Annotated in this window: 13 protein-coding genes; 5 read left to right on the forward strand and 8 right to left on the reverse strand. The window is 58.8% G+C overall.

Going from position 1 to position 13518, the window contains the following annotated elements; all coding sequences use genetic code 11:
- Window positions 1-51 precede the first annotated feature (51 nt).
- The 7 genes from ACZ48V_RS11155 to obgE all read right to left on the reverse strand — a co-directional run bounded on the left by ACZ48V_RS11155 (window position 52) and on the right by obgE (window position 8381).
- A complete protein-coding gene (locus tag ACZ48V_RS11155) occupies window positions 52-564 on the reverse strand; it encodes a SufE family protein (RefSeq protein WP_464539157.1) in 513 nt (170 codons plus the stop codon).
- A 72-nt stretch (window positions 565-636) separates the two neighbouring features.
- Window positions 637-1875, reverse strand: coding sequence for a cysteine desulfurase (locus ACZ48V_RS11160; RefSeq protein WP_464539158.1), 1239 nt, complete (start codon window positions 1873-1875; stop codon window positions 637-639).
- 81 nt (window positions 1876-1956) lie between these two features.
- The gene (sufD, locus tag ACZ48V_RS11165) at window positions 1957-3294 is read right to left on the reverse strand and encodes a Fe-S cluster assembly protein SufD (protein ID WP_464539160.1); all 1338 of its coding nucleotides are present in this window, start codon (window positions 3292-3294) and stop codon (window positions 1957-1959) included.
- An 89-nt stretch (window positions 3295-3383) separates the two neighbouring features.
- Window positions 3384-4151, reverse strand: coding sequence for a Fe-S cluster assembly ATPase SufC (gene sufC, locus ACZ48V_RS11170; protein ID WP_464539162.1), 768 nt, complete (start codon window positions 4149-4151; stop codon window positions 3384-3386).
- Between the two features lie 154 nt (window positions 4152-4305).
- A complete protein-coding gene (gene sufB / locus ACZ48V_RS11175; protein WP_464539163.1) occupies window positions 4306-5766 on the reverse strand; it encodes a Fe-S cluster assembly protein SufB in 1461 nt (486 codons plus the stop codon).
- Between the two features lie 396 nt (window positions 5767-6162).
- The gene (gene dprA, locus ACZ48V_RS11180; protein WP_464539165.1) at window positions 6163-7350 is read right to left on the reverse strand and encodes a DNA-processing protein DprA; all 1188 of its coding nucleotides are present in this window, start codon (window positions 7348-7350) and stop codon (window positions 6163-6165) included.
- Complete coding sequence (gene obgE / locus ACZ48V_RS11185) at window positions 7350-8381, reverse strand: GTPase ObgE (RefSeq protein WP_464539167.1); 1032 nt, start codon at window positions 8379-8381, stop codon at window positions 7350-7352. Before obgE ends, dprA begins: the two co-directional genes overlap by 1 nt.
- Window positions 8382-8673: 292 nt before the next feature.
- Between obgE and rnhA the strand changes: the two genes are divergently transcribed.
- From rnhA to ACZ48V_RS11205, 4 genes are all read left to right on the forward strand, one after another.
- A complete protein-coding gene (rnhA, locus tag ACZ48V_RS11190; RefSeq protein ID WP_464539169.1) occupies window positions 8674-9120 on the forward strand; it encodes a ribonuclease HI in 447 nt (148 codons plus the stop codon).
- A gap of 135 nt (window positions 9121-9255) precedes the next feature.
- Window positions 9256-9825: a 2-amino-4-hydroxy-6-hydroxymethyldihydropteridine diphosphokinase gene (gene folK / locus ACZ48V_RS11195; protein WP_464539171.1), complete on the forward strand. Its 570-nt coding sequence runs from the start codon at window positions 9256-9258 to the stop codon at window positions 9823-9825.
- A complete protein-coding gene (locus ACZ48V_RS11200; protein WP_464539173.1) occupies window positions 9822-10469 on the forward strand; it encodes a deoxynucleoside kinase in 648 nt (215 codons plus the stop codon). The genes folK and ACZ48V_RS11200 overlap by 4 nt, the downstream gene beginning before the upstream one ends.
- Window positions 10470-10617: 148 nt before the next feature.
- Window positions 10618-10860: a hypothetical protein gene (locus tag ACZ48V_RS11205; RefSeq protein ID WP_464539175.1), complete on the forward strand. Its 243-nt coding sequence runs from the start codon at window positions 10618-10620 to the stop codon at window positions 10858-10860.
- A 233-nt stretch (window positions 10861-11093) separates the two neighbouring features.
- Here the strand turns inward: ACZ48V_RS11205 and ACZ48V_RS11210 are convergent, their stop codons facing one another.
- Window positions 11094-11783 carry an energy transducer TonB gene (locus ACZ48V_RS11210; RefSeq protein WP_464539177.1) on the reverse strand — a complete coding sequence of 230 codons (690 nt, stop codon included), beginning with the start codon at window positions 11781-11783 and terminating at the stop codon, window positions 11094-11096.
- Between the two features lie 532 nt (window positions 11784-12315).
- Here ACZ48V_RS11210 and carA point away from each other — a divergent pair.
- Window positions 12316-13452 carry a glutamine-hydrolyzing carbamoyl-phosphate synthase small subunit gene (carA, locus tag ACZ48V_RS11215; RefSeq protein ID WP_464539179.1) on the forward strand — a complete coding sequence of 379 codons (1137 nt, stop codon included), beginning with the start codon at window positions 12316-12318 and terminating at the stop codon, window positions 13450-13452.
- Window positions 13453-13518: the final 66 nt, after the last annotated feature.

Here is a 13518-nt window from a genome sequence, read left to right on the forward strand (position 1 = left end):
GCGCAGGTTGGGCGCGGTGTGTGATGCGATGGCGTGCAGTGCAAAACGCCATCAGGCGTCGGCAGCGGAGTTCGTCTTTCTGACATGCTGATCAGCTCGATTGCGGATCTGCTCAATCATGGCATGCAGTCCATTGTTGCGGGTTGACGAAAGGTGCTCACGCATCCCGATCTCGTCTATAAACGCCAGATCGGTATCTCGAATGGCTTCCGGCGGTTGTCCGTCAAGCACGCGGATGAGCAGGCCCGCGAGGCCCTTTGTGATCATGGCATCGCTATCGCCTTCAAGATGCATCTGGTTGGCGTCAAGCGCGGTATGAATCCACACTTTGGACTGGCAGCCGTGAATACGGGTATCATCATTCTTGTACGCTTCATCCATCGGTGACAGGTTTTTGCCTATCTCGATGATGTACTCGTACCGGCCCATCCAGTCGTCAAAGAGCGCAAAGTCGTCAACAACCGCTCGGGCTCGTTCTTCAATTGTGTTTGTACCGTTGTTTGCCATGAGCAACTTTTCTTTGGCGTAGAGATAGCTTGTCAGGGTTTCGTTTCGGGAACGCACAGCAGGGTGCACAACGCACACAAACGGGTCACCTACCGAAGGCGATCCGCTACGCATCCTGCGCTCACTGGCTCATCCAAACATAGTCTGCACGCGGCCCAGCCCTTGAACGAGGCGATCCACGTCTTCGCGGGTATTATACAGCGCGAAAGAGGCCCGAATCGTCCCGGGTAGGTCAAGCCGTTCCATGAGAGGCTGGGTGCAGTGATGCCCTGTACGCACAGCAATCCCCAGGCGGTCGAGGATCGTGCCGGCATCGTAGGGGTGGATATCGTCGAACACAAACGAGCATACGCTTGTCTTGTGCGGGGCGGTGCCTATCAGGCGGAGTCCGTCAATCTCGGAGAGCTGCTCGTGGGCATACTGCAGCACGTCGTCTTCGTGGGCCTGCACAGCTTCGTGGTCGAGTTGCTGGATGAACTCTGCTGCTGCGCCCAGGCCGATTACGCCCGCAATGTGGGGCGTACCGGCCTCCAACCGGTGGGGCAGATCGGCGTACGTCGTGCCATCGAAGGAGACCTCGTCGATCATATCGCCCCCGCCCTGGTACGGTGGCAGGCTATCCAGCAGGTCGTACTTCCCGTAGAGCACCCCAATGCCTGTGGGGCCAAACATCTTGTGCCCAGAGAACACATAGAAGTCAGCATCCAGCGCCTGCACGTCAACCGGCAGGTGCGCCATCGACTGAGCCCCGTCGACCACGACGGGTACGCCGTAACTGTGGGCTGTCTCAATGATGAACTTAACCGGATGGATTGTACCCAGCGCGTTCGACACGTGTCCGATAGCCAGCAAGAACGGCTCTTCTTCGATGAGGCGCATGCCAGCCTCCATATCGAGCGTGCCGTCGTCGTGAATGGGCCACACCTTGAGCGTCGCGCCGGTAGCCTCGCAAGCCATCTGCCAGGGCACGATGTTGGAGTGATGCTCCATGTGCGTTACGACCACTGTGTCGTCGGGGCCGAGGCGCGGCCGTGCAAACGTGTGAGCGATGACATTTAACGAATCGGTGCATCCCCGCGTAAAGATGACCTGGTCGGACGATGGCGCGTTGATGAGGCGAGCCACAGCAGAACGCGCTTCTTCAAACGCATCGGTCGCCTCCTGGCTCAGCTTGTGCACCCCACGGTGCACGTTGCTATTTTCGCGGGCGTAGTATCGTTCTAAGCGATCAAGCACCGCCTTCGGCTTCTGCGTGGTTGCCGCATTGTCGAGATAGACCAGCGGCTCATCGTACGCCGTCTGATGTAGTGCGGGGAATGCATCGCGCATAGCAGATACGTTGAACCGTGTAGGCGCAGAAACAGGCATAGCAAAAGCAGGAGTCGGTCGAGAGAAAAACATCGTGGGCCGCGTAAGCGACCCACAGATGCGAGACGTACGGTGCGCATCTTACGACGAAAATGTGCGCAAACGCTCTTGCACACGGTCTTCGATGAGCGCTTTCAGCGGTGCAACATCGACAACGTCGATTACCTTCTGTGCGAAGGCCTGCATCATGAGGATGCGAGCGCGCTTCTGGTCGAGGCCGCGCGAGCGCAGGTAAAAGAGCCCTTCCTCGTCGAGCTGTCCGGCCGTAGCGCCATGGCTACAGACGACATCGTCGGCATAGATCTCCAGCTCGGGCTTCGTATAGATGTCGGCTTCGTTGCTCAGCACCAGGCTGTCGTTCGACTGGTAGGCGTCGATCCGCTGTGAGTCGCGGTGCACAAACACTTTCCCGTTGAAGACCGCCGTGGAGCGGTCGTTCAGGATGTGCTTGTACAGCTCGTTGCTCACGCAGTCGGCATGCACGTGGTCGACCAGTGTGTTGTTATCGACATGCATGTCGCCGTATCCGATAACAAGCCCGTAGAGGTTGGTTTCGCAGTGGGCCCCGTCGGGGGTCAGCGTCATGTTGTTACGCACCACCTCACCGCTAAAGGTAAAGGTATCGGTCGACAGGGTGCTGTTATCCTTGTGGTAGCCGAAGCGACTCAGAACCTGCGAGGCGCCTTCGCCCTCTTCCTGAATCAGGTAGTGGTCGAGGAAGCCACGCTCGCCGACGTACATCTCCATCACCGTGTTGGTGAACGTACGTGCATCGGTGAGGCTGACCTGTCGCCCGATGACATGGGCTTTCGCATCCTCTTCTATCACAAACAGGTGGCGCGGCTGCATGAAGAGATCTTCCTGTGCTGCGTTTACGTGCAGTAGCAGAATGGGCTGCTCTACAGTAACGCCTTCGGGCACGTGGATGAACGCACCATCCTGTACAAAAGCCGTGTTGAGCGCCGTGAGCGCCTCCTTTTCGGTATTGGCGTATGCGCCGTAGTGTGCTTCGAAGGCTGGATGCTCGCCGGCATCTTTCAGCGCACCTACCGTAACCGCATCAGGCAGGTTGTCCAGCTGCGAGAGCGAGAGATCGGGGCGCCCGTTTACGAGCACGAGCACGTGCGCATCGAGATCGTCGATGAAGTACGGATCCAGATCCGCAGCCGAAACCGCAGCCTCACCGGCTCCCAGTGGCAGCGTGTAAGGGCGGCTGAGTACTGAAGCAATGTCGGTGTACTTCCAGGCTTCTTGCTTGCGCGTGGGCACGCCGAGCTCTTTGAAGCGCTCGATGGCGGCCGTGCGGTGCTTGGCGATGGAAGCGTTGGTGCCGTTAAGCGCCTGGCCATGGTTGACCTGGAAAGCCGACACGAATCGGTCGATCGGCTGGGCGCTGGTATCAAGGGTAGTCGTAGACATAAATAGTTGGGGAATGCTGGTATAACGGGTGGCGATACAGAGACCCTACCTGGCAGCATACGCCCCCAGGTAGGTGTCAGCAGCATCCGTTAAGCGGCGGCAGGCTCGTGCTGGAAGCGCTCGTAGCCTTCTTCTTCGAGACGAATGGCGAGATCTTTGTCGCCCGACTCGACAATGCGTCCGTCGACCATCACGTGCACATGATCCGGCTCGATATAGTCAAGCAGGCGCTGGTAGTGCGTGATGAGGAGGAACGAGCGGTCGTTGGCGCGCAGCTTGTTCACCCCGTCCGATACCGTCCGGAGGGCGTCGATGTCGAGCCCCGAATCGGTCTCGTCGAGCACCGCGAGCGTCGGCTCCAGCATAGCGAGCTGGAAGATCTCGTTGCGCTTCTTCTCGCCGCCTGAGAAGCCCTGGTTCACCGAGCGCTTCACGAGGCTGGGGTCAAGGTCAACCAGCTTCGAGCGCTCACGCACCAGCTTTAAGAAGTCCGCCGCACTCAACTCGTCCTGACCGCGCGCCTCGCGCACCGAGTTTACGGCTTCGCGAAGGAAGTTCGTCATGCTTACGCCCGGAAGCTCGACCGGGTACTGAAATGCCAGAAAGACACCTGCCTCAGCGCGCTCTTCTGCTTCCAGCTCCAGCAGGTCTTCGCCTTTATAGCGAATCGAGCCCTCTGTGACCTCGTACTCTTCACGTCCGGCAAGCACCGCAGCCAGGGTACTTTTGCCTGATCCATTTGGACCCATAATAGCGTGGACCTCGCCTTCATTGATGGTGAGGTCGACGCCTTTCAGAATCTCAATATCTTCGTCCTCCACGCTTACGTGCAGGTTTTTTACTTCGAGGAGTGCCATGTGCTGTATAATCGGTTGGTACGTGGTAGTGGGAATGTTGGATGCGCAGGCACGGCCAGGGCCGGCAGCTTTTCTCCGGCCCCTGACCGCTGCGCATGTTCGGTATCATCAGTGTGCGAAGCCACGTAGATGCGTGGCGTAGCCGCGGGTTGGGTTACCCGACGCTGCCTTCGAGCTCAATTGCGAGCAGCTCTTTCGCCTCTACGGCGAACTCCATCGGCAACTCAGCCAGAATTTCCTGGCAGAAGCCGTTCACGATCAGCTTGAGCGCTTCTTCCTCGCCCAGGCCGCGCTGATGGCAGTAGAACATCTGGTCTTCGCCCACCTTCGAGGTGGTTGCTTCATGCTCGACCTTTGCGGAAGGGTGGCCGATCTCGATGTAAGGGAAGGTGTGCGCGCCACACTGGTCGCCCAGGAGCAGCGAGTCGCACTGCGAGAAGTTACGTGCCCCCTCGGCATTCTTGCCAACCTTCACCAGTCCGCGGTAGCTGTTGTTGCTAACCCCGGCCGAGATCCCTTTCGAGATGATTGTGCTCTTTGTGTTTTTGCCGATGTGGTGCATCTTCGTACCCGTATCGGCCTGTTGATGGCCTTTCGTGAATGCCACCGAGTAGAATTCGCCGACCGACTCATCCCCTTTCAGGATAACGGACGGATACTTCTGCGTGACGGCAGAGCCGGTTTCGAGCTGCGTCCAGCTGATCTTGGAACGATCGCCTTCGCAGATACCCCGCTTGGTCACAAGGTTGTAAACGCCGCCCTCTCCTTCTTTGGTACCGGGGTACCAGTTCTGGATCGTGGAGTACTTAATCTCGGCGTCCTCGTGGGCAATGAGCTCGACCACCGCAGCGTGCAGCTGGTGCTCCTGGTTCATCGGCGCGGTGCAGCCTTCAAGATAGCTCACGTAGCTATCAGGCTCCGCAATGATCAGGGTGCGTTCAAACTGCCCCGTGTTCTGCTCGTTGATACGGAAGTACGTCGACAGCTCCATCGGGCAGGTGACGCCCTCGGGCACGTAGACGAACGAGCCATCGCTGAAGACCGCCGAGTTGAGCGCGGCAAACAGGTTGTCGGTGTAAGGCACCACGCGACCGAGATACTTCTTCACGATCTCGGGATGCTCACGGGCGGCTTCGCCGAACGACATAAAGATGACGCCGGCCTCTTTCAGCTTCTTCTTGAAGGTCGTAGCAACCGACACGCTATCCATGACCGCGTCGACGGCCACGCCGGTCAGGGCCTTCTGCTCGTCGAGCGGAATACCCAGACGCTCAAACGTTTCAAGAATCTCGTCGGGCACCTCATCAAGGCTATCGTAGTTGGCCTTGTTTTTCGGCGCCGAGAAGTAGCGCATGTCCTGAAAGTCGGGCTTCACATAGTCGAGATGGGCCCAGTCCGGATAGTTACCGGCTTCGACCTGGCTTTCGAAGTAGCGAAATGCTTTCAAGCGCCATTCCAGCAGCCATTCCGGCTCGTTCTTACGCTCAGAGATGTAGCGGACAATGTTTTCGTCGAGTCCTTTCGGCAGCGTTTCAGACTCAATGTCGGTACGCCAACCATGCTCGTACTCCTGGTCGGCTACGCTTTGAAGATACTCGGTTTCGGAGGTACTCATGGGGCTTCGGAATACGTGATCGTACAGGGCGCGAAGGAGTTAAGGCCTACGATGCGTGAATCTTGCCTGTGTAAACGCAAGTTTACGACCGGGGCCCATGGTGTAAACACAGGATTACAACCTGGACTGGAGTGGGGCGTTCCTGAATCGAGCGCCTCCGTTGCCATTTAATTGCACTTTGACGGAGATGCGCCTTACCCGGGGATACAGGCTCTTTGATCGGATAACGAGAACTGCTCCTCAAACTGTAAACGATCGTTGACAGTGAAAGAGTAAGAGGGTGGACTTGCCTGCCGAAGGGCACGTTGTGCAAGCAGTGTAGGCAATACAATCAGGCTGTGTAGGCTGTCTCGTCGCTCTACGCTACCCCTGCAACAGCACCTTCCTGAGCTTTCATTAGCGACGCAGAAACTGCTTGCCCGCGGTCTGCTCTACAATGCCCTTAAACTCTAACTGGAGCAGATGGACGAGCGCCTCCGACGCAGGAACCCCGGCTCGTGCACACAGCACGTCGATATGCATCGGGGTGCGCGTCAGTATATTGTAAAGCTGGGCCTCTTTCTCTGTCAGATCGGGCATAGGGCGCTTTGGGGATGCGGGGCCTGCGGAACTCTCCCCGTCGCTCTTCGCGGAGCTGCGGCGTTCGTGGCTATGGGGAAGCGGAGGCAACTCGGCGAGGATGTCGTCTGCGTCCAGCACAAGCTTCGCGTGTCCGCGCTGGATCAGCCGGTTCGTACCTTCCGACGCCCCGGACCCGACCGGACCCGGTACGGCAAACACTTCCCGGTTCTGCTCCACAGCGAGGCGCGCGGTGATGAGTGCGCCTCCTCTCTCATGCGACTCGATGACAAGTGTACCAAGCGTGAGCCCACTCACGATGCGGTTGCGCTCTGGGAAGTTTGATGCGTTCGGGTCCTCGTCAAGCGTATACTCAGAAAGCACGGCCCCCGACTCTGCGATAGCGTCGGCCAGGCGCGTGTGCTGCTGCGGATACACTCGTGCAAGTCCTGATCCCAGTACAGCAATGGTGCGGCCGTTTTCTGCAAGCGCCGTTTTGTGTGCGACAGCGTCAATTCCGAATGCAAGGCCGCTTACAATGGTGTAGCCGTTCTGCACAAGCGCAGCAGTCAGCATACGTGTTATCCGCTTGCCGTAGTCGGTGCACCGCCGCGTGCCGACTACCGCAATGGCATGCCGGTCGGCCGCCTGCATCGCGCCCCGCATCCACAGGCACGGCGGCGGATCGTAGGTATGGCGCAGTCGCTTCGGGTAGGCATCGTCCCACAGCGTAAGGAGACGCACGTTCATTGCCGCAGCGCGCTCAAACTGCCGGTCGACCGCTTCGTGGTCCTGAAATGCCCGAATGGCTTCAGCCGTGTGCGGACCGATGCCGGGTACGTTCGTAAGCACCGATCGCGACGCTGCAAAGACTGCAGTCGGGCGCTTCAGATAGTTAATCAGCATGCGGGTGCGCTGCCACCCTACTCTGGGCACAAGCATCAGCGCCACAAGCGCACGCCGCTCCGCATCGGAGTCCACGTCAGGCGCATCAGCATCAGGCAGCGAATCGGCATCGAACAGCATTAGGAGCGGGTCACCTCCGCCGCAGTACGGCGCTTGTGAGCATCTACGGTTTCAAAGAGGCGGCGCTTCAGCGGGTCGAGTCCCATCTGTGCTACAGCACTGATGGGAAACAGCTCAACGTCCTCAGGAAAGTGCTCTTCGACGACCTCCGGAAGCAGCGACCGCTCTTCGGGCGGTAGCAGGTCGATCTTTGAGAGCGCGACAAAGCGCGGCTTGTCAAGCTGCGAGGCGTCGTACTCGCGCAGCTCGTGCAGCAGCTGCTCGTAGGTGGCCCCCAGGTCGGTGGCATCTATAGGAATGACGAACAACAGGACCGCTGTGCGTTCGATGTGGCGAAGAAACTGGAGTCCGAGCCCTCGCCCTTCATGCGCGTCTTCGATAATGCCCGGCAGGTCGGCCATCACGAACGAGGTATACTCATCGAGATAGACCATCCCCAGCGACGGGGTAATCGTCGTAAACGGATAGTCGGCAATCTCAGGCTTGGCTGCCGAAATCGACGACACAAGCGTGCTCTTGCCTGCGTTCGGAAAACCGACCAGGCCGACATCCGCCAAGAGTTTCAGCTCAAGTGCAATTTCTTTCTCTTCACCCGGCTCGCCTGGCTGCGCATGGCGGGGCGTCTGGTTGGTTGAGGACTTGAAGAAGGTATTTCCTTTCCCTCCACGCCCCCCTTCAGCCACTAACAGGCGGTCGCCGGGCTCGACCACCTCGCCAATTAACGTATCGTTGGTGCGGTCGCGGATTACCGTTCCAGGCGGCACGCGCAGCACAACGTCGTCGCCGTCTTTGCCCGTTTTATTGTTGCTGCCCCCGGGCTGGCCGTCGCCGGCCTCGTGACGCGTGTTGTACCGCAGATCCATGAGCGTATAGAGATGCGGATCTGCCTCTACATATACCGATCCTCCCTCCCCGCCATTTCCTCCGGCCGGACCGCCTTTAGGAACAAACTTCTCGCGGCGGAACGATACGAGGCCGCGCCCACCGTCGCCACTGCGCACTGTAATTACAACGTGATCTACAAACTTCATGGCGTGTCTGTGCCTAAACTGGATAGCTGAAGGAGTGCGTTGCTTCTGACGCAAGACATAGCGTATCTGGTAGACAGATGTCACTGCGTAAATGCAACGTGTGTTGGAAGCGCCTGTATGCATTTGGATACGCAACGATACGTCTCCCCAATAGTTTTCACCGGGGCTTGACGGCGCTGCGCTGCATCGGTGGAGCTCTGCCCCATAGGTTACAACGGTGCTAACGCTAAATCAGGCCGGCTGTACCAAGGCACGCTTTGCTTACTCTCTCGACTTGGCTTTACTTTTGAGGATGGACACGATAACTGTGTATACCGACGGCGCATGCAGCGGCAATCCAGGACCCGGAGGCTGGGGTGCGCTGCTCATGCCCGATGGCGATCGCGACAATGCCACGCAGCTTACTGGCGGGGCCTTGCAGACGACGAACAACCGCATGGAGCTAACCGCAGCGCTGAAGGCCCTTCAGTCGCTTGAAGCGCCCTCCAAAGTGGAGCTGCATACCGACAGTGCCTACGTGTCGCGTGCCTTCAACGATGGATGGCTTGCTGGGTGGAAAAAGAATGGGTGGCGCACCTCGTCTAAGAAACCAGTCAAAAACAAAGACCTGTGGGAAGCACTGGATGCTGAGAACGAACGGCACGACGTTAAGTGGGTCTGGGTCAAAGGACATGCCGACAATGCACTCAACAACTACGTGGATTCGCTGGCTGTAACGGCTATGGAAGACTACAAGTAATCCACGTCTCCATACGCCCATTTTTCATGGCCCCACATGCGCCCAACTGCGTTCTTTTGATAGGTGGTGCTGTAGCGCCTGCTGTAACGAACATCTCTCATACAGAACGTCGGACCCACGGCGGTCTTTCAACTTATGTCTGCTTCTGTTTCTTCATGGACGAACGCCTACCTCGGACTCGGCGCTAATACTGGCCGGCGGTACGAGCAGGTAGGCCGTGCCCTGGCACAGTTGGATGCCCAGAACGATATCTCTGTGCGGCGGGTGTCTTCGCCCTACGAGACGGAAGCGCACCGCCTGCCCGACCAGGATCCGGTGCCGTCTTTCCTGAACGCCGTTGCTCACATACGTACAACCCTCTCCCCCGAGGCGCTCCTGCATCGCACGCAAGCCCTCGAATCCGATGCCGGGCGCGTACGGGCGGCACGCTGGGCTCCCCGGCCCCTCGACATCGACCTGCTCGTAGTCGGGGCCTCCACGCAGACTACACAACGGCTCACTCTTCCGCATCCCCGCCTGGACCAGCGGCGTTTCGTGCTTGCTCCCTGGGCCGAACTTGCCCCGAACCTGTGGGTGCCCGACCCGTTCGACGCTACCGTTGAAAGTCTGTACCGGGCTTGTGCCGACCCGCACGCTATTCGCCGGGTCGACCGATCGCTCTCAACGTATCTCTCACTCCCAGAAACACCCCCCTCGCGTCTGTGACTGCATTGCCTGATGATCTTAACTACGTTGTTATTGAAGGTGTTATCGGTGCAGGCAAAACCACCCTGGCCCGCCTGATGGCCGAGCGTTTCGACGGGCGCCTGGTGCTTGAACAGTTTGATGACAATCCGTTTCTGGAGCGCTTCTACGAGAATCGGGAGCGCTGGGCCTTTCAGACGCAGCTTGCGTTTCTCGCCAGTCGCTTCCGTCAGCAGAAAGAGCTTGGCGCGCGTGACCTGTTCCATAGCCTCACGGTCAGCGACTATGCCTTTGATAAGGACCGCATTTTTGCCCACCAGAATCTCTCCGGCGATGAGCTGCAGCTCTACGAAACGCTCTACGAACACATGGAGCCGAACACCCCCACGCCCGACCTGATCGTGTACCTACGGTCTTCAACCGAACGTCTCTTGCAGAACATTGCGAAACGAGGGCGCCCGTATGAGGAAGACATGGACCCCGACTACATCAAGTCGCTCCACGAGGCCTACGACCACTACTTCTCTCACTACTCGAAGAGCCCCCTTCTGATCGTGAACGCAACTGACATCGACTTTGTAAAGCACGAAAAGGACCTGGATGCTCTAATCGGTCACATTACCTCCGCAGAAACGCAGGGCACGACGCACGTGCGCCATCCGTAACTCGTTATCCGTAACAACTCTGCCGCAATACTCTGTAATACATTCACATAGCGGATCTCCTGCCCGTGGCGTGTGCCGCTCGAGAGGTTACCCGGGGCCTCCGTCGGCACCTCTGACTCCTCATGCTGTGCCTGCTGCCCTGCCCCTTATGGAATACGTCATCATTGGCATCATTATCTACTTCATCCTGCAGGTGGCCGCCAACCTGGTGCGCATCTGGCGTGGATACGGGGGACAGCCTGGCAGCGGTTCTTTCGGACGACGGAACGGCCATGCCGACCGCATGCTGCAAGAAGACGAAGCTTCACCTCGATTCTGGGGCCGCGACGTAGAAGATGTGTCCTGGGAAGATCTGCCCGACGAAGACCCAAACGACACCATCAAGTCATAGCCTCAGCTTGTAACCCGTGGTCCTGCTACAAGATGAAGCGCACCTCATTCCGCCGGAAGATGAACTAAGAACCTGTTTTGATTTCTTAATTTGGGCTACGGAGCGGCTCTCGCTCGACGCTCACCTGCACGCCCACTTTTCAGACGCTACCTAATGGATCGATGAAACGGGGCGTTATGCTCGCTCATCCCTCCAATACATCCCATATGCCAACGAAGCATGCGGAGTTGGCATTAGTCGCTTGGCCCAAATCGAAACGTGAGTAGCGTCTGCGTAGGAACCGGCTCTCCTGCTTCTGTTGCCGGACGAAATCGGGCACGGCGGGCCGCCTCAATCGCGGCCTCTTCCAATCCATACCCGAGCATCTCTACCTCGCGCTCACGCCCGTCGTCCTCTACGTACCAGCGGCTGCGGATACGTGCAAACTCCACCACCCCGCGCGCATTCACGTCAACGATCACCTCAATCCGCGCCCGAACGTCGTCTCCACGTGCGGCATCGGTGTAGGCAGGCTGTGGCGCCTGTACCAGTCGGGCCGAGGTTGTGGGAACAGCCCGTGCAACCGCTTCCTCAGCAAGTCCGTCGCGCCGCTCGGCGTCGTCGCCCGGGTCGTCGACATCGAGCGCGGTGTCGCTCCAGTCAATCTCGACATCGACGAGCACATCTTCGGGAACGACTACTGGCGGCAGTGGAGCAGGTGGCGGCGGCTGGCGGCGCAGGTCATGGTCGGTAGGCTGCACCTCCTCCAGCTCGATTCGGTCGCTGCCTGCGTCACTGTATAGACGTTCAGCCGGAACCGTACCAGACGGCCAGTATCGCACGACCCCGATGCACAGAAGCAGTGCCGCCACGCATCCCCATAGTACACGGAGCCGGTACGTTGGCGACGATCGCCACGAGGAATCTCGGAAAACGACGCTCACAGGAGTAGAATCGTGTATGGGAAAGCAGTGCGCGATTGGGCAAGGGCTGGACTCATCCGGATGTGTGCCGGCTGCACTTGCCGGTTGCATGGTAGCACCATAGGGTACGACGTGGAGCAGTCATTATTCCAGAGCGTAGTGGCACGGCACGAAATACACAGCCTGTATAAGCTGTCTACGTGACTATCTGGTGTGCACCAGCACATGAAGACTCGCCCCTCCCCCACACTTATGTGAACAAACCGCTAATGCGAAAGGGGTAGCTTGCGGAACGTCGGGCTATCTTCTACGTTTTGTGATGGAAATTATCGAAGACACCCTGTAATGTCTATACCTGCGCCCCCCAACCGGCTCCTGCTATTGTGGCGTGCTCTGTCCAGAACACAGAGCAACTACCTGCCTCGTTTTATTAACCTTTCCGTCATTGGCGGAAAGGTTTTTTTATGTGCGGTAGGTCCACATGCACGGTTGGCGCAAGAGTGCAGCAGCTGTCTTCTCGCTACTCCCTCTCGCCAACAACCACCCTCTGGCTATGCCAATCCAACCTACCGCCACGCTCGCCCTTTCCGACGGAACGGTAGTCTCGGGCCGTGCAATCGGGCACCGAGGCACCACACGCGGTGAGCTGTGCTTCAACACAAGCATGACCGGCTACCAGGAGATCCTTACGGATCCCTCGTACTACGGCCAGCTGGTGATGATGACGTACCCGCACATCGGCAATTACGGCACCACGCCTGCCGAGAACGAGTCGCATGTGCCCAAGGCCTCCGGACTCATCGTGCGCTCGTGCACCGACACGCCGAGCGGACCGCCCCGCCGCGAGGCGCTGCACGACTACCTTGCTAAACACGGTGTGGTAGGCATCACCGATATCGATACCCGTGCCCTCGTCCGGCAGATTCGCACCGACGGCGTGCTGAACGCGGTCATCGATAGCAGCGGGGCCGACGCCGATACGCTTGTGGCCCGCGCCCGGAACTGCCCCGATATGGCTGGACGTGCCTGCGCGCACGAGGTAACTACCCAGTACGCCTACACATACAACCGAGATAACGGACCCACAGTTGTGGTCGTCGACTACGGTGCCAAGCGCAGCCTGCTCGAAGCCTTTGCGCAACGCGGCTGCACGGTGCATGTGGTGCCCGCCGCTACACCGCTCGACAAGCTGCGCTCCTATGCGCCTGATGCGCTCTTCCTATCGAACGGCCCCGGCGACCCGCGTGCCATGCCCGAAGCGGTCGAACACGCCCGAACCTGCCTCGACTCCAACCTGCCGGTGCTCGGCATCTGCCTGGGCCATCAGCTTATGGCGCTGGCACAGGGCATGCAGGTCTACAAGATGCGCGTGGGCCATCGCGGCGCCAACCATCCGGTCAAGAACCTCACGACGGGCCGTGTTGAGATCACCACGCAGAACCACGGATTTGCCGTCGATGCAGCGTCGATTCCCAACCAAGGTGCCATCGTCACGCATCGCAACCTGAACGACGATACCATCGAGGGGCTGCGCTATCCTCAGCATAAGGCGTTCTCACTGCAGTACCACCCTGAGGCATCACCCGGCCCGCACGACAGCGATTATCTCTTCGACGCGTTCCTGGAGATGATTCCCAATCACGCTCCCGCTCTTCGCACTGCCCGCCACGGTCTCACCGTTACGGGTTAATTTTTGGGATGCACTTACGTTTCCCCTACGCCCGAACTCTGATTCTCTGACTACCGCCTCCGAATC

Source organism: Longimonas haloalkaliphila, from assembly GCF_055379825.1.